The sequence below is a fragment of the Fredinandcohnia onubensis genome (assembly GCF_002734285.1).
GTDB classification, from domain to species: Bacteria; Bacillota; Bacilli; order Bacillales; family Bacillaceae_L; genus Ferdinandcohnia; species Ferdinandcohnia onubensis_A.
The window spans coordinates 94,681-111,991 of the sequence record NZ_NSEA01000023.1 but is presented as its reverse complement, the minus strand read 5'-3'; the positions used below and the strand labels follow the sequence as shown (position 1 = coordinate 111,991).

Sequence of the window (17,311 nt, the reverse complement as noted above, 5' to 3'; positions counted from 1 at the left end):
GTATCTATTTTGAAAAATATTTATATTTTAAATATCCCTGCTTTACTGTACAATAATTTTATAAGGATTAGAGAGTAGGTAATTTTGCGAAAATGGTAAAAAAATATATTAATAAAAGAAATATTCTCCTTCTCATAGTAGCAATTGTTTTATTGTATTTATTACCAATGTCAATTTCATTGATTTTGGCCTTTCTAACTGCTCTGTTATTAGAGCCATTAGTAAATTTATTAATCACAAAATACCGATTTAAACGGATTTATTCGGTTACAGTAACGTTTGTTATTTTTATGGTGTTCGTTTTATTTTTGGGATACTTATTAGTCAATGTCATCATTAATCAAATGATTACAGTCGTAAAAAATATACCGTTTTATGTTTCAAGTATTGATACAGACCAAATTATTGCAACCTTTGAAAAGTTTGAAACTTATTTTGAGGATTTACCTAAGGAAGTCTTGGATTCTATTATGAATACCCTGTATTCCTTCCAGGATTTATTAATCGTTGCAGCAAGGAATTTAACAGAGGGGACGTTTAGTTTCGTTTCAAGTCTTCCTCAGCTATTATTAGAGCTAATTGTTTATTTAGTGGCAGCTTTTCTTTTCATGAATGATCTACCTGGAATTAAAAACAGGCTTAAAGATATGCTGCAAGAAAGCTCTATTGAAAAAATGAAGATTGTAATAACCCAATTAAAAAAGATATTTGTAGGCTTTTTAAAGGCTCAGATAGTTCTTAGTGGAGTAACTTTTGTTGTTACATATATTGGGCTTTGGATCTTAGAAGTTAAGTATCTTCTAATTGTATCCTTGCTCATTGTACTGGTCGATTTACTACCTATATTAGGTACAGGATCGTTTATCGTTCCATGGGCCATTTTCGTATTAATCAACGGAAATACGAAGCTTGGAATTGGATTATTTATTCTTTTTGTACTTATAACCGTGATTCGAAAAATTATTGAGCCGAAGGTTTATTCGCAAAGTTTCGGTATCAGTGCTTTAGCAGCACTCATCAGTATGTACCTAGGGTTTAAAATAATCGGCATTGTTGGATTACTACTTGGTCCACTATTAGTGATTCTTTATGATTCTTTAACAAAAGCTGGTGTCATTAATCTAAACTTTAAATCAGATAAACTATAGAAAAAGCTACCATTGCAGGTAGCTTTTTTCTTATAAAGATTCTTTTATTTTTATTTCTAAAAAGCTTTTAAATGCCTTCATATCTTCTAAGTTATCGAATGCGGCTTGTGCGGTTGTGTTATTGCCGCCACCTTTTCCATTAAAATTTCCAAGCTCTTGTTTAAATAACTTTCCACACTCAATGGGAAGCGTTCCATTATGGGAGATAAGTAGTTTATTTTCTAGTGTAGATGTAAAAATCACACATTGATTGGACGCTTCATTAATTTGTTTTGCAATTCCTTGAAGTTCTTTTAAAGCTTTTTCATCGAATGATTGGCTAATGATTGAATCATTATGAGATTGAATAAGTTCTTGAGCTAGGTACTGATTAAGTTTCCCTTTTAACTCCTCGATTTCTCTCTGGAATTGTTTGTTATCTGTTTCTATTTTAGTAATTTTTTCGATTAGCCCTTCGCGATTCGTGCTATGTTTGTTTGCTAAGGTTGTCAAAACACTATGTGTTGCTTGATAATCCTCTAAAGCACGGCTACCGAAAATAAAGTATACACGTGTATTTCCTTTGCTTTTTTCCGTTTTTAAAAGCTTCATAAGTCCTAACTCGCCAGTTCTTGACACATGTGTGCCTGCGCATGCAGATGTATCGATACCATCAATTTCAACAATGCGCATTTCATCACCTTCAACGTCAGGTGTTTTTCGAAGGGGAAGGGTACTCACTTGTTCTTTAGAAACAAAATATGTTCTAATTTCGCGGTTTTCATAGATAGCTTTATTAACCTGCTTTTCAATATGTAGGAGCTGATCAGCATTAAATTCTGGGATACTTAAATCAATTGAAACGGTGTCTTTCCCTAAATGGAAGCTTGATGTGTGTGCATCATATTCTTCAATACAGATGGCTGATAACAAATGCTGGCCTGTATGTTGTTGCATATGGTCATATCGTAGTTTCCAGTCAATTTGACACTTTACAGTCCGGTTTTCAGGGGGATGGGAGAGTTTGTGGTATACCTCTCCGGCTTCTTGATAGACATCTAATACTTGAATATGATCAATCTTTCCAGAATCAGATGGCTGCCCACCACCTTCAGGATAAAAAGCAGTTTCCTCAAGTGTTACAAGACAGAAGTCATCTTTTTTTATAATATTTGTTACTGTGGTTGTCCAATTTGTTAAGTATGGATTTTCATAATATAGCTTTTTGGTCATCAAATTCTCGATCCTTTCAATATAGATAATTAAAACATACAAGAAAAGAAATAAAGATTCAATGATTAAAGCTGTTAGTTGTTATAAAGAAGAGGGATGAAGAGCAATTTAATGATAAGAAAGGTGGAACAATGAATGGATGAGAATAAATTGATTATGGGAGAAATTGAAGAAGAAGCATTTGTGTTAACGCAATTCAAGCATATGACTACCCAATCTGTAATAAGCAAGGAGAGGCTAGGAGCGATTTGTGATTACTTATCAAGAAAAGTAGATAGTGGGGAAAACGAGCATTATATTACGTTAAATGATCAGATGCCGATTAGGCTTAATCAAGCTGAGATGAAGGAGTTATTAGATGAATTTATAGAAATTCGTGGGAAGTTAAATTAAAAGACGGGAAGATAAGGATTAGCAGAAAAGTTAAAAGTTTAACATAATAATATTATGTAAACTAAAATCCAAGGAAATACGAGGGAGGGCTGGAATTAATCATTATGATATTTTTTAATGATAAATTCCATTCCGATTTCAATTAATGTGTTTGCATGTGTATGAAGTCTACGTGCACGATCTTTTAGTTGTTCATATTGTGAATTACTAAATGTTGTGCCCATTTTGATGCGATCTTTAGGTTTAACTGGGGATTTATATTCTTTAGGTTTCTTATAAGTATCTAATACGTAATCAATTCCTTCAGTTAGTAATTGATTGAACGGAACTTGTTTATGGTTTGCTATTTCTTTAATTTGTTCAAGTAAACTGCGGCTAACAGTAGTATTTTTGGTAACACGATCGGCATTATGGTGTCTAATTTTGCTTTCATAAGGCATTTGTAGATCAGCTCCTGAGTGAAATTATATATGTAGTTAGATATGTAAGTTAATGAAGAACGCAATTAATAAAGCTTATGGAATTTGTGTTAACTTGATTATATCATGGATTTGCTGTTAAATTTACGGTTTTATCTAAGTTCCTAGAATAGATATTATGTCTACTAGCTACAATCTGCATCAGAACAATAACAAATGACTTAACTTCTTATAATAATGGATATTGTGAAGTTGGCTCCCCCTAACTTGACGATAATATGTTGGAGTGTCCGGATAACTTCCGGTACCGCTCTGATAACTCCTAGGGTCGGGATTTAATGATACGGTGCGTCCAAATAATTTACTTTTTTGGAGGTCGATCCCTATGGATTTGCAACAAGCTGTCGATGAATTTCTGCTGTATTTAAAAGTGGAACAAAATTATTCAGAATTAACCATTCTTAGTTACGATTATGATTTGACACTGTTTCACCAATTTTTGAAGCGTCACAACCGTTCTTGCAATTTGCAAGAGCTCAATCGTTCTATTGTGAGACGATTTATCCAGGACCAGACGATGAACGCAAAAATGAAGCCTAGAACCATGCAGCGTAGGATTTCTGCCTTAAAATTGCTAAGTAAGTAAATTGTCTAATATACTTTATATTGTTCAGTGAAAGCCAAACAGCAATCCTTTCTTCACCAACAGATTGTGGAGAACAAGATAAGCAGCCAAATCCGTTCTTAGCACTCTTATAAGTTTTATAACCTACATAATTACATTCCTGACATTGATACCTTAGTGGACTGTTACCATTCTTATATTCAAAATCCAATAAAGTCAAATTTAGCTTTAAAAATATTGATTGCCGTTCTTCTAATGTTGGTGATTCAAGACCTGAACATTTACGACACCTTTTACCACTTTTAAAGTTATTAAATTTCATAAAAACTGTGTGATTTTCAGGACACCTTAAATGAAGTTTTTCACTTGCTTTTTCATAAGTTGTAGAGACTAATCTCCACCCTTTAGATTCTATAAATTCTTTTACTTCTTTATATGGCAATCTTTGATTTTCGGATATTTGATTATCAGCACAACCCCTACATCCTTTACCTGCTTTAAGGTTTGAAACAGTTTTGTCTCCCATATAGCCACATAATAAACAAATATACTTCATGGACGTATGTGCATTGATATATGCTTTTTCGTTTAAAAGTAAATTATTTTCAGCAAACAATTCTTTTACTTCTTCAAACTCTAAGGGTAAAATTCCAGCACATTTTGGACAGCCCTTTCCACTTTTCGCATTTGCTAGACTTTTATTATTTTTATATCCGCACTCAATACATTCATATAACAATTCTTCATGAAAAGATTTGTATTCTTTCTCCGTTAAATCTAAACCAACTTCTAAGAAGATCTTTTTCGCATCTTTTATAGTATATTTAATAAGATTTTTACGCTTCTGTATTTCTCCACAATCTAAGCAGCCAAACTCACTTTTTATTATGGATGCATACGTCCTTTCGTCTTCTTTTTTACATAAATTACATTCAAATTTAATTGGTAAAGTGCGTTTAACATAATCAGTCGATAGTAACCTTACTTTCCTTTTTAATAATTCTTCTTTTACTGTTTCAATAGAAAGCCTTTTAGAAACACCTGCTTTTTTCTTTCCACACTTTGGACATCCTTGTTTTCTGTATACTACTTTACCCAAGGTTTTCTTGTCAGTATGACCACATATATTACATAGATAATCCATCTCAGTGCTAGTATTTTTAAATTTTGTTGCTAATAGTGTAAGACTCAGTTTTTCAAATTCTTCTTTTGCTAGTTCTAAGTTCCATTGTTTTGCCATAACGTTCTCCCAAACTATTTATTTCACAAAAATCGCCTAATTTTAAACAAAAAAATAGGCGATTTTGTGTTTTTAGGAAATAGCATTAATTTATTAAAGCACTACACTACATTTAAGTGAATTTCCCCACATTATAGAGTATTATTCAAAAAAGTTTCTTATAAATCCTCTTTATTGTAATATGATTAGGTACTCAGAATCGGTGTTCTTAGTACTTTCCATTAACTTTTATTATGAAGACTATCTCTATGAGCGGGTTATAAAAGATTTTGTGTTTTTAAGAAGACAGCTCCTGATAAGTTGATACCTGCTTAACTTTTATTTGATTTTTAAGTTAACCCTTATTATAAATTCGTTAAATAAAATGGCCACCATATTATCAGTAATCTGCTAAATTTTATCGATTGTCAGCCTTATCCTAATTCCCATCTCTTTTTATCGCATATTCCGACAATTATTTACTTATATTGTGAAGAACTTAACAGAATGGTTAACTGTATTGATGTATATTGTTGAATATAAAGCTTTATTGAATATCCACATCCTCAGATTACCTCGTTGTAAAACTCATTAATAACCTCAAGGGAGATCGTTGCCCATGTTATTCTCAGTAGAACAAATCGCAGAATCAATCCACGTCATTAACAAATATGCAAAAAAAGATGGTGAATTTTACGATTTTTATCATCTAAAAGATGAGATTCTAAAAAAATTAATTAGTAAAGGACAAGCCAAAAAAATAGGATTGGATAATTACAATGTGCGAAATGGTGAAAGTCACGTCCTTACTCCTGTTCAGGTCGGCTCTTTTTACTTTCACACAACCCCAACAGATGAAGATTTAAAAAAACTACAATTCTTAAAGCTTAGAAAAAGGCTCCGGAACCCGAATGTACATATGGATATTAAAGTTGCGAGATATATAATCCTCACTTATCTTAAAAACAATCATTCCCATAATGAGTTTAATAATAGTTATAAACCAACACAAAAAATTCAACCTTTTCAGACTGCACCTGCCAACAAAAGTAGAGTTTCCAATGAAATGCGGTCAACTTCTCAATGGTTTCTATAAGTAAAATTTGTTCCTGAATCCAACTTTAATCTACTTACTACTTGTTTTTTAAACTACTGTCTTTTCGACTCTATATATTCAATCTTGCTCTTCTAACATGGAGTTCGCTAGATTTACATACCCGCTCCTCTGTTTAAAATAGCGGAGCGGGATGTTTAGTTAACTTATTTCTAGGTAAGCTTATTCTTAAGTCGGTATTACAGTATGTATTGATTTTTGCATTTAGTATCAACAGGTTCAACATCCATACTAATCATATCCTATTTTTCTTTGTGTTCTTCGATGATCTGAAGTGTTCTGTTTATTCCTACATTGTATATCAACAGTTTTAAAAGATTTTCCCGCTCCGAATCTTCAACAAAAAATTTTCCATTGTAAACTTCCATTTGTACGGGAGACAAATTACTGTATAAGTTGTAATCAACTAATTGCCCCTCTTCTTTAAATTTTAAATCAGTATGCACCTGGTCCCCCTTCCTTTTCTTAGGTCGCATATTTGCAATCCTTTGGATTTTTTCTATGCTTTCTCCTGTTTCTTTTGAAATTATTTTTATTTCTTTATCTTCATTTAGCATATCGAAAACTTTTACAATCAATTCTAAAGTTTCTCTTCTGATTTTTTCATCGCGCTCACGATAGAACTTTTCAAAAGGTGAAGCACCCATTCTAATAACCTCCTTAGTAGTTTTTGTCCCAATAGGGTTTTTATTTGAAGGTTTTTATCAAAATTTGGTGTAATCGTAATACCAAACCCTATCCGAAATTTTTCTAATCCAGCCCTTCTCTACAGCTTTTTCCCAACGTCTTATAGCTATTTGATTTAAAGCCTCAATTTCGCCTACACTTCGAGCTCTTGAGCGCTTTCTTCTCCTTCTCAAATGTTGAGCAATGATTTGTTTAGCATTTTTTCTTTCAGCTTCAATAACCTTCTCAATTTCTTCTAATCTAATCGTTCTCATTAAATTCATTCCTCTTCATTTTCCACTTCTTATAAACTCCTTTACAAGTATTCTCCAGTTCTTTTGATATCATTATATACTTTTTTAAATGCTATTAAATAAGTTCAGTTCTAGAAAACTTGTGCCTGTAGAGTTAATCATGAGTACCATTAAAACATACCATTGTAATAATTTTGGGAAATTGGGATTATCATTGACAAAAGATTTATTCATGCTTTCGAAGGTTCTTGATTTCGATCTTAACTATATTTGGATTTTTAAAGGGGATATTAAAAGTTTGTTTCAAAGAAAGAAAGTGCTTGTTGCAATGTTAAGTTTGAGGAATTGGAAAAGGTCGTAAAAAAAAGTGGATAGGAATAAAAAGTCAGAACGAAACGAAAAATCATTCTATCACAGAAAAAAGATACCATTAATTGAAAACAATTTGGTATCTTTTCTTTATATTCCTGATATCGATATCAACAATATTTTTCTACTTTACTTAGGAAAGCTAATTTTTTCTCTTCATGGAATGGAATTGCTTCATGGGCAAATTGCGGATAAATTTCGATATGCTTTTCTTGTGATGCCAAATGATTATATGCTGCATATACAGTAGAAGGAGGTGTAATCGAATCCTCCAATGCAACGGCCATTAAAACTGGACATCTAATTAATGGACAAAAATGAACACTGTCGATATATCCTAAAGTCTTAACCACTTGTTCATATGTCTGATATTGAGGATCATTTAGTTTAAAGTATTTGATAATTTCCAAATATGGGCCAGTTAAAGCCACTTCCAAGGCCCTTTCAAAATTGGATAGAAAAGGGTAATCAACTATGGCAAAATCGATGGTTGGATTTAATCCTGCTGTCGCTAATGCTAGTCCTCCCCCCTGCGAAGCACCCATCACTCCAAGGATACTTGGTTCTACTGGGAATTCATCCGACCTCAACCAGTTTAGTTGTATCAAACAATCCCGGTAAACATTAGTATAGTAATAGTTTTCTGCTTCTAAAATTCCCTGTAGCATCCACCCTTGTACCCTGCTTCCATTTGTGTATTTGGCATAATCCGGAGAATCTCCTTGACCACGAACATCAAAGGCAACGACCGCGTATCCAAGTGTGGTCCATTTTAAATGATTTACCACCTCCCCACGGTATCCCGTATACCCATGGAAACACAATACTACTGGACAATTATCTACACCTTTTGGTTTTATTAACACCCCTTTTAATGGAGTCTCATCAAAACTAGTCAAACAAAGATCAAATACATCCACCGTTTTCGCTGAATAGTCACGCTCACTTATAGTTACAGATGGGTGAAAATTATTTAATCGCTCTTTCTGTTTCCGCCAAAACCAATCAAAAGATTCTGGCTTATTCGTTAATTCTGGTTTATAATTCTTTAACTCTTCTAAAGAAAAATCTACAATGTTTCTCCCCATTTTCTCACCTCTATAAATATTTTTTTGGAAAGGTGTGGAAAGTTCCGATTTACACAATTTTGCAGAACCTGTTCTTCTATTAAATTAATTGCTTCACCTAATTCCCCATGGAATTGTCAGGAGCTAGTTTGAAAGAAAAAATATATAAAAAAGGTGCAACAGACAGAATAATTCCGTAGTTGCGCCCTTTTCCATGCGAAAAATTTCTATTTGTTCTCTTTTTAAGAAGCGGTTCCAAAATTATCTCTTAGATTTTACACCCATTTAGTTGTAATTACTTTTTTTCGTGTGTAAAACTGTAGCCCATCTTTTCCATTAGCGTGAAGATCACCATAGAAGGAATCCTTCCATCCAGAAAACGGAAAAAATGCCATTGGTGCTGGAACCCCGATATTAACTCCTAGCATACCTGCATCGATTGTTTCACGGAATTTACGTACACTCCCACCATCTTTTGTAAAAATACAAGCACCATTAGCAAAGCGTGATTGATTTGTTAATTTAACTGCATCTTCTAAATCTTTTACACGAGCAACAGATAAAACTGGTGCAAATATCTCTTCCTGCCAAATTTTCATTTGCGAAGTAACGTTATCAAAAATTGTTGGTCCAACAAAATAACCTTTTTGTTTTGCCTCTTTATCATTTCGTCCATCACGGACTAATTTTGCCCCCTCATTTTCTCCAATTTCAATATAGTTAAGTGTCCGTTCTTTATGTTGTTCACGAATTACTGGCCCTAGGAACACTCCCTCATCTAATCCATTTCCAATTTCTATTTCATTTGCTTTTTGTATCAATAATTCAATAAGCTCATCAGCAATAGCTTCTTCTACAGCAACGACAGATGCCGCCATACAACGTTCTCCAGCAGAGCCAAATGCAGCATTGATAATTTGCGTAGTTGCATTATCTAAATTTGCATCTCTTAAAACAACAGAATGATTTTTCGCTCCTGCAAGTGCCTGAACTCGTTTTAAATTATCTGTCCCTCGTTTATAAACATATTCCGCAACTGGTTGAGATCCTACGAAGGAAATGGCTGCTACTTGTTTATGATCTAGCAATCCATTCACCACATCATGAGCTCCATGGATGATATTAAATACTCCCTTCGGCAAACCTGCTTTTTCAAATAACTCAGCCAAACGATTAGCAAGAAGCGGAGTACGTTCCGATGGCTTCAAAACAAAAGTATTACCCGTTGCGATTGCCATTGGAAACATCCAACAAGGTACCATCATTGGAAAGTTAAACGGTGTTATTCCACCAATCACTCCAATTGGATATCTATATACACCAGATTCTAAATCGGTAGCTATAGATGGAAGCTGTTCTCCCATCATGAGTGATGGAGCACCTGCAGCAAACTCAACATTTTCAATACCACGTTGCACTTCCCCATATGCTTCTATAAAATTCTTCCCGTTCTCAATTGTTATTAATCTTGCAAGTTCATCCCAGTTATCTACCAATAATTGCTGATATCTAAATAGGATACGAGCTCTTTTAGGTACCGGTACATCTTTCCATATCTCGAATGCCTCTGCAGCTACTTTTACCGCATGATCTAAATCCTCCTTTGTAGAAATTGGAACCTGAGCAATCACTTCACCTGTTGCAGGATTATATACTGGCTCCCATATATCAGTCTTTGATTCGATCCATTCTCCGCCTATATAGTTCTTAATCGTTTTTACTGTTGTTTGTATCACCTTATACACTCCTATGAAATAAGTTATCTTAATTCATTAACATCGTAACTACCTTACAAGTAATTAAGCCTATAATAGGTCAATAAAATTGAGTCAATATTCTATTGATTGCATAGCCATTATTTCTACTGACCCACTATATTATGGCTTTCAAATTTTGAAATCTTATAATTGATCCTGTTGAACTTTACGTAATATAACCATAGATGATGTAAAAATAATGATAAGCATTAACACTGATAATGCGGAACTATATCCGATTTCTAAATACTTAAATGCATGAAAGTATGCATGTAAGTTTAGTGTCTCAGTACTATTTCCCGGACCTCCAGCGGTCATTACAAATATCGTTTCGAACCTTCTAATTGCGTCCATTGTTCTAAATAATACAGCAAGCCAAATAATTGGTTTTAACAGTGGCAATATTATATGATAGAAAATTTGGAATGTTGTTGCCCCATCAATCTTTGCAGCCTCTATCGGTTCTTTTGGTAAGGATTGTAGTCCTGCAATAAGTATCACTGCAACAAATGGCGTTGATAACCATAAATCTGTCAAAATAATACTTGGCATGGCATATGTAGAACTGCCCAACCAGTTAATTGGACTAATTCCAATTAACGATAGAAAATAATTAATAATCCCCATATCTGTATTAAAAAGCATTCTCCAAGTCATCCCTACAACGATTGGGGTTGTCATCATTGGAATCAAATATAAAGACCTGAGTAATTGTACACCCTTAAATTCTCTTGATAGTAATAAGGCTATCCCTATACCCAATATTAATTGACCAATTACGGTTGCTCCTACTTGGTAGATTGTTAGAAGAATTGCGTTCCAAAAATTCATATCAACAATCATATTCATAAAATTGCCAAGACCAATAAAATCAATATCAGTAGGTTTAGCCAAGTTCCAATCTAGTAAACTCATAAATACTGATACGATAAGAGGACCCGCAGTTAAGGAAAATAGTATGAGAAACGGTGGACCAATTAAAAGATAGTATACAGAGGCTGAGTCACTACGAAATGCATCGGTCCACTTTCTCCATATATTTGTTTTCTCTATCAAAGTATTTGCTTTTTCCATCAATCCTCAACTCCTACTTTATATCAACCGAGGAAGGCTATAAACCAATCTCTAATCATGCATTCTAATCTTTAATAATTTTCTTTACTTCTTCATTTGCTTCAATCATTGCTTTTTCAGGTTCGGCTTCATCAGCTATTATTTTGGACAAAGCAATAGATAATGCGTTCCTAATTTCAGGTCCTTCTGGAATAAGTGGAGTATATTCTGTAATAGCATGTTCAGAAGCTTTCAATAAAGCTTTAGTGAAATTTGGGTTGAATGCTTCTGCTATTTTTTCATCTAATAGTACGTCAGAACGTGTTGGCGAGCCATTTGTTCCTGAGAGAGCTTGCTCTAACACAACTTCTTTACTAGTAATATATTTCATTAATTCCCATGCAGCTTCTTTATTTTGTGCATTTTTAGCCATAACAAAAGACCAAATTGAACCTACCGTATATTCATCTGATGTACCTTCCATAACATGGTAACCAACATTACCAGCAATTTTAGATTTTTCAGGGTCTTCTAATGGAGGTCCTAGTACAGCTCCATCCATCCACATGGCAGCTTTACCTTGTTGCATTGCTTGTTGTGCTTCAGCAAAAGAATAATTACTTATGCCAGATGGGGTATATTTCATTAACTCATCATAATACTTTGCGGTTTTAATAGCCGGTTCCGCATCTAATACTGCATAGTCATCTTTTCCTTCTACGTCAGTCCATTTACCGCCGCTTAAGAACCACAGCATTAACCAAGGAAAACCATTATCTCCACCTTCACGAGTACCACGTATAACAAAACCAGCTTGATCTTTTTCTGGTTTATGCAGCTTTTTTGCATACTCCAGTAACTCATCCATATTTTCTGGTCCTTTATTTGGATCTAAACCCGCTTCCTCAAACATCTTTTTATTATAAAACAACATATTTGTACCAATTTGATATGGTACTCCATAAAGCTTATCATCAAAACGAAGTGCATTTAGAGTTTTATCTGAAAAACCGCTTTTATATTCTTCGGACGTTGTTTCAGGGTTATTCATTAAGTCATCTAATGGATTTAGCCAACCTGCGGAGGTAATCTGACTCCAATTACGGGAACTTACCATAAATACATCATAGTCTGCAGTTCCGCTTGATAAGGTTAAGATTGTTTTTTGCTCCATACCTGATTCAGGTAATATATCGACGTTTACCTTAATACCAGTTTTTTCTTCAAACTCAGGAATAAATCTTTGTTGTAAATCTTCTGTTGAATCTGACTTGGATAATAGAATGTTAACTGTGCTACCTGATAGGTCTTTACTTCCTGATTCAGTTGAATTTGAGTCTGTACTTGAGCAGGCAACTAAAAATACTAACAAAAGAAGTAAAAACAATGTACTAAATTTTCCAAAAACTTCTTTCATATAACTTCCTCCCTTTTTTATCAAAATTTGCTGATTACCCTAATTTAACTATTTAGAGGATCCCTGTGTGAGTCCACTAATTAGTCCTTTTTGTGCAAACATAGTGAATATTAGAACTGGCAAAATAACTAATATACTTGCAGCAGCTAACTCTCCCCAGTTAATTCCCTCAAAACTTATAAAACCTTGTATTTCTACAGAAGCTGGCCTAGTTTCCCTACCTGAAATTATCAGAGCATAAAAGAATTCATTCCATGACATGATAAAAGAGAATATTGCACAAGTTGCTATACCAGGTAAACTTGAGGGAATAACCACTCTGAATAATGTCTGTATTCGAGTACAACCATCTATTCTAGCCGCTTCCTCAATCTCGATTGGAATTCGTTTAAAGAAACCCATCATTAACCAAGTTATAAATGGGAGTGTAATTGTCATGTAAACTAATATCAAAGCAATATGGGTATTTAATAATCCTATTTGCCTTAATATAATATAAAGTGGTAAAGCAAATCCCATCGGTGGTGCCATTCTAGCTAGAATGATCCATAGTCCCATAAAATTACCTATCTTAGTATTATTTCTTGCCAAAGAATATCCACTTGTAATACCAAAAAATAGAGAAAAGAATGTTGTTCCAAGGACGACTATTAAACTATTTAGATAACTTTTAACAAAAGTAGGCTGTGATAAAACCTTTTGGAAATTCTCAAAAGTGGGCTCGAAAAACCAAACTGGTGGATAGGCAAATGCATCTGCTCCAGTTTTTAATGCTGTCATTAATAGCCATACTAGAGGAAAAAGCGCACCGATTACAATTACGTAGGTAATAGTATTTAAACCATAATGAACGCTTCTTTTTTTTATTGCACCTATACTCATTAATTATCTACCTCCTTTTATGGCATAATCATAACTTTAACTGCATTTTGATTTTCGTCTGTTAAAATATCGAATCCTTGTCGAGTTTCTTGCAGTGGTAGTTTGTGTGTAATGATAGGGCTTACATTTATTTTTCCAGATGAAATTAAATCAACAGCTGTTTGTGCCTCCCAATCTGCCCCTGTACATCCAATTAACTGTAGCTCTTTATGTAATACAGGTAACAAATCAATTCCAACTGTTTTTTGTACAGCGCCAAAAAACATAACTGCACCTTTTCTTTTCACCATTTCAATTGCCTGTCTATAAGTAGGTTCAATTCCCACCGCTTCTACAACCACATCAGCTCCTATGCTACCTGTAACATCTAAGACCTCTGAAACAGGATTAAGATCAGTTACATTAATGGTTATATCTGCCCCTAACTCCTCGGCAATTTTTAGTCTAAACTCACTCTTATCCGTAATAATTACCTTCCCAGCTCCAGCCAACTTCGCGGCCTGTAGGATACACAGGCCTAAAGTACCCGCACCTAACACAACTACTGTACTTCCTAAATCGAACTTAATCCTATTCATAACATGAAGTGCATTTGAAACTGGCTCTACCATAGCCCCTTCTTCCAAGCTTACGTGTTTAGGAAGAACAAATACCTGACTTGCATTAACTGCAACGTATTCTGCCATAGCCCCTTGTAAAAAACCTCTCAATGATGATCCTATTATACTTTTATTCTGGCAAACGGTGTACCAACCTCGTTTACATTGATAACAAGTACCACATACTTTTTGAGGATCAATTGCAACTCTGTCACCTTTCTTTAGACCTACAACATTTCCACCAACTTCTTCAACAATACCGGCCGCTTCATGCCCCATTATTAGGCCGGGAATTCTGCCTTTGTGATCGGGATCAAAGAATCCATGTACATCAGAACCACAAATACCAACAGCTTTTACATTTACTAATACTTGATGATCTTCAATATGGGGGCGTTTAAGTTCTTCAATCTTAATCGTTTTCTTTCCTTCTACTTCTCTAATAATTGCTGCTTCCATCAACTTGTACTCCCTTCGGTTACATCATAAAATGATATTACGTGATGCCTCTTTTGTTTGTACGATAAATTTTTTTAATGCTTCTGTTGGATTTGGAGTCGAAAGTAATGGATAACCTTGAACGATTACCTTTGCCCCAGCCTTTACTGCTTGAATACTTTCCTCAAGGTCATATGTTGCATAAGAAACTGGAATATCCACCAACTCTACTACTCTCTTTAGGTCTTCTATTGGTGCAACTTCTAAATTCTTTTTCTGATCTACACCAAAGTGTACCATCAAGTAATCTGCACCCATTTCTTTGTATTTTATAGCATCATCCGCTATATTTTGAACATTGAATAAATCGATTGTAGTTTCAATCTGACTTTCTTTGCCATATGAAATTGCCTCAGAAATTGTTGTATCCGGTACTAGCCCAGTAACTGTAATATTATGGGCACCCAGTTTCTTTGCTATATCGATATACCGTTTTGAACCAGCCATTACCATAAAATCTACTAAGATATAGTGTTCAGGAAATTCTTTTGCAAGAACCTCTATCGACCTTACACCTTCAAACTTAATTAATGGGTTTCCAACTTCTAACCAATCAGCTCCGGCTTCTACTGCACAGTGTGCTAACCTAAGAGCGTCATCCATTATTGTAGTATCTATAGCTATTTGAACAATTGGTTCCATATATATCAATCCTTTATCCTACAGTTTGGAATCGTATTTGTTTCACTTTGTCCATAAATTCTTTTACTCGATTAACATCTACATGGTTTTCAAATACACCATCATATTTAAAGGTTGTTGCAGTAATTGCACCATCGGCAATTGATAATTGTTCTTCGAGGTTACTTAGTTTAACTCCAGTGTTTGCAAAGATGACAGTATTAGGTACAGTTTCTTTTACGCGTTTTAACAATTGCGAATCTGTCTCAGCTCCAGCTGTTAGGCCAGAAACACATAATGCATCTGGTCTATTATTAAAGACCGTTGATTTCGCAATACTTTCAATATCTCGATCCGCAAGATATCTAGCTGCTTCAGGGACAATATTAAAAAGTAATTTTACATCTTGTGCGCCTATTCTATGTTGATGTCTAATCGTTTCCCCGACATTTGTATTCCATATACCAAAGTCACTAGCATAAACCCCTGTAAAGATTTCCCTAACAAACTTTGCCCCAGTTGCCACAGCCAAATCCAGTGATTTCTTAGCATCCCATAATACGTTTACTCCAAATGGTATACTTATTTCTGTTTTTAACTCCCCAATAACTCGTGCCATCGATGCAACCGTTTCCGTTTTTACATCTGTTAAATAAGGGAGACTAAATTCATTTGAAAACATCACTGCATCAACTCCACCTGCTTGAAGTGCATGTAGATCTTTTCTAGCCATTTCAACTACATGTTCCATCCCTTTTTCTTTATCAAAATGTGGATCTCCTGGTAAAGGTAACAAATGACACATTGCAATAATAGGCTTTTCCGTTCCAATTACATCTTTTAACCAACTCATAATTTTCTTCTCCTTTTTTAAAGAAATATTATTAATAAAACAAATATTACCCACGACTTAAATCAACTGTGTTTACTGAAAAAACAAGCTTTTCGAGTAGTTGAATTAACTGGTCAACATCCCTCAAATCTACAGATTCAATTGGTGCATGAGAATACCTAGCTGGGAAACCTAAGTCAACTACCGGAATTCCTCGGTTCTCTAACTGTGTAAATGAGGCATCGGTAAGTATGCCTATCATTGCTGATTGTTGCAATAGAATGTTATTCTCATTTGAAATAGTTTTAATATGTTCAACTAATTTTGGATTTGGTATCACCCCTCCCAATGTCCCTCTACCATGAAAAGTATACATTCCTATGGTAGGACCTCCACCCATTTGGATATCCCATTCTCCAGCAAACTCTGGGGTGTCACTTGCTATCGAAATGTCCACAGTAATTGCAAGATGTGGATCAATCTCTCGAACCATAGGAAGAACACCTCGTAAATTAAATTCTTCTTGTACAGAAAAGACAATATATAATTCACATGGAATATCTTTTGTTACAATCCGTTCAGCTAACTCTATTAGAGTTAGGCAGCCTACTCGGTTATCTAAAGAATTACTAAAAACAATAGTGTCATTATTAAAAAATTGTCTTGAATATGCTACAGGTGTCCCTACACTAATTCCAGCATCTAATACTTCTTGTTTAGAGCGAAAACCAAAGTCAGCATAAATCTCATTCACAGGCAATACACGGTACTTTTCCTCTTGTTTAGTAACATGGTGTGACTTTGTTCCGATTAGACCTTGCAATCTACTATTACCGACTTCAATAAGTACTGATTGACCAGCAAGACTTTTTTCTGGTATTCCTCCTAGTCGCTCTAGTCTTAAAAAACCTGAATCCTCTACTTTTTTTACTATTAGTCCTAATTCATCCATGTGAGCAAAAATCATAACTCGAAAAGGATTCTCACTTTTAGCGTTATTCATTTTTATGGATACGTTTCCTAAACTGTCTACCGAAGAATCCAATGATAATTGGGAGAATTGCTCTCGAACATATCGAATGACTGAATCTTCGTAGCCAGATAAGGCCACTATTGATGTTAATTCTTTTAATCTATGTATCATTCTTTGCATATTTTGAACCATA

At 34.4% G+C, this 17,311-nt stretch carries 18 protein-coding genes; 4 read left to right on the top strand and 14 right to left on the bottom strand.

Annotated elements, in window-relative coordinates; all coding sequences use genetic code 11:
- The first annotated feature begins 92 nt into the window (after positions 1 to 92).
- Complete coding sequence (gene ytvI, locus CKJ95_RS20220; RefSeq protein WP_099355263.1) at positions 93 to 1,148, top strand: sporulation integral membrane protein YtvI; 1,056 nt, start codon at positions 93 to 95, stop codon at positions 1,146 to 1,148.
- A gap of 30 nt (positions 1,149 to 1,178) precedes the next feature.
- Here the strand turns inward: ytvI and CKJ95_RS20215 are convergent, their stop codons facing one another.
- A complete protein-coding gene (locus CKJ95_RS20215; protein ID WP_099355262.1) occupies positions 1,179 to 2,360 on the bottom strand; it encodes an alanyl-tRNA editing protein in 1,182 nt (393 codons plus the stop codon).
- Between the two features lie 135 nt (positions 2,361 to 2,495).
- Here CKJ95_RS20215 and CKJ95_RS20210 point away from each other — a divergent pair, with 135 nt between their 5' ends.
- On the top strand, positions 2,496 to 2,753 hold the full coding sequence (locus tag CKJ95_RS20210; protein WP_099355261.1) for a hypothetical protein: 258 nt from the start codon (positions 2,496 to 2,498) through the stop codon (positions 2,751 to 2,753).
- Positions 2,754 to 2,848: 95 nt separating this feature from the next.
- On the opposite strand, the gene CKJ95_RS20205 is transcribed toward CKJ95_RS20210, so the two are convergent.
- Complete coding sequence (locus CKJ95_RS20205; RefSeq protein ID WP_099355260.1) at positions 2,849 to 3,193, bottom strand: hypothetical protein; 345 nt, start codon at positions 3,191 to 3,193, stop codon at positions 2,849 to 2,851.
- Positions 3,194 to 3,557: 364 nt separating this feature from the next.
- On the opposite strand from CKJ95_RS20205, the gene CKJ95_RS24100 reads away from it, so the two are divergent.
- Positions 3,558 to 3,818 carry a site-specific integrase gene (locus tag CKJ95_RS24100; RefSeq protein ID WP_099355259.1) on the top strand — a complete coding sequence of 87 codons (261 nt, stop codon included), beginning with the start codon at positions 3,558 to 3,560 and terminating at the stop codon, positions 3,816 to 3,818.
- Here CKJ95_RS24100 and CKJ95_RS20195 read toward each other — a convergent pair.
- Positions 3,769 to 5,037: a hypothetical protein gene (locus CKJ95_RS20195; RefSeq protein ID WP_099355258.1), complete on the bottom strand. Its 1,269-nt coding sequence runs from the start codon at positions 5,035 to 5,037 to the stop codon at positions 3,769 to 3,771. The genes CKJ95_RS24100 and CKJ95_RS20195 overlap by 50 nt on opposite strands.
- Positions 5,038 to 5,635: 598 nt before the next feature.
- Between CKJ95_RS20195 and CKJ95_RS20190 the strand changes: the two genes are divergently transcribed.
- Positions 5,636 to 6,112 carry a YkyB family protein gene (locus tag CKJ95_RS20190; protein WP_099355257.1) on the top strand — a complete coding sequence of 159 codons (477 nt, stop codon included), beginning with the start codon at positions 5,636 to 5,638 and terminating at the stop codon, positions 6,110 to 6,112.
- Between the two features lie 260 nt (positions 6,113 to 6,372).
- Here the strand turns inward: CKJ95_RS20190 and CKJ95_RS23955 are convergent, their stop codons facing one another.
- From CKJ95_RS23955 to CKJ95_RS20130, 11 genes are all read right to left on the bottom strand, one after another.
- On the bottom strand, positions 6,373 to 6,777 hold the full coding sequence (locus CKJ95_RS23955) for a hypothetical protein (protein WP_257215879.1): 405 nt from the start codon (positions 6,775 to 6,777) through the stop codon (positions 6,373 to 6,375).
- Between the two features lie 57 nt (positions 6,778 to 6,834).
- Positions 6,835 to 7,071 (bottom strand): hypothetical protein, encoded by a 237-nt coding sequence (locus tag CKJ95_RS20180; RefSeq protein WP_099355256.1) that lies wholly within the window; start codon positions 7,069 to 7,071, stop codon positions 6,835 to 6,837.
- 458 nt (positions 7,072 to 7,529) lie between these two features.
- The gene (locus tag CKJ95_RS20170) at positions 7,530 to 8,507 is read right to left on the bottom strand and encodes an acetylxylan esterase (RefSeq protein WP_099355254.1); all 978 of its coding nucleotides are present in this window, start codon (positions 8,505 to 8,507) and stop codon (positions 7,530 to 7,532) included.
- A gap of 254 nt (positions 8,508 to 8,761) precedes the next feature.
- On the bottom strand, positions 8,762 to 10,222 hold the full coding sequence (locus CKJ95_RS20165; protein ID WP_099355253.1) for a CoA-acylating methylmalonate-semialdehyde dehydrogenase: 1,461 nt from the start codon (positions 10,220 to 10,222) through the stop codon (positions 8,762 to 8,764).
- Positions 10,223 to 10,387: 165 nt separating this feature from the next.
- The gene (locus CKJ95_RS20160) at positions 10,388 to 11,317 is read right to left on the bottom strand and encodes a carbohydrate ABC transporter permease (protein WP_099355252.1); all 930 of its coding nucleotides are present in this window, start codon (positions 11,315 to 11,317) and stop codon (positions 10,388 to 10,390) included.
- Between the two features lie 64 nt (positions 11,318 to 11,381).
- A complete protein-coding gene (locus CKJ95_RS20155; protein ID WP_099355251.1) occupies positions 11,382 to 12,713 on the bottom strand; it encodes an ABC transporter substrate-binding protein in 1,332 nt (443 codons plus the stop codon).
- A gap of 48 nt (positions 12,714 to 12,761) precedes the next feature.
- The gene (locus CKJ95_RS20150) at positions 12,762 to 13,595 is read right to left on the bottom strand and encodes a carbohydrate ABC transporter permease (RefSeq protein ID WP_099355250.1); all 834 of its coding nucleotides are present in this window, start codon (positions 13,593 to 13,595) and stop codon (positions 12,762 to 12,764) included.
- Between the two features lie 17 nt (positions 13,596 to 13,612).
- Positions 13,613 to 14,653 carry a zinc-dependent alcohol dehydrogenase gene (locus CKJ95_RS20145; protein WP_099355249.1) on the bottom strand — a complete coding sequence of 347 codons (1,041 nt, stop codon included), beginning with the start codon at positions 14,651 to 14,653 and terminating at the stop codon, positions 13,613 to 13,615.
- 24 nt (positions 14,654 to 14,677) lie between these two features.
- Positions 14,678 to 15,334 (bottom strand): orotidine 5'-phosphate decarboxylase / HUMPS family protein, encoded by a 657-nt coding sequence (locus tag CKJ95_RS20140; RefSeq protein ID WP_099355248.1) that lies wholly within the window; start codon positions 15,332 to 15,334, stop codon positions 14,678 to 14,680.
- A gap of 13 nt (positions 15,335 to 15,347) precedes the next feature.
- The gene (locus CKJ95_RS20135; RefSeq protein WP_099355247.1) at positions 15,348 to 16,166 is read right to left on the bottom strand and encodes a BtpA/SgcQ family protein; all 819 of its coding nucleotides are present in this window, start codon (positions 16,164 to 16,166) and stop codon (positions 15,348 to 15,350) included.
- Between the two features lie 46 nt (positions 16,167 to 16,212).
- Positions 16,213 to 17,310, bottom strand: a complete 1,098-nt coding sequence (locus CKJ95_RS20130; protein ID WP_099355246.1) for a M42 family metallopeptidase — start codon at positions 17,308 to 17,310, stop codon at positions 16,213 to 16,215.
- Between the last annotated feature and the right edge of the window lies 1 nt (position 17,311).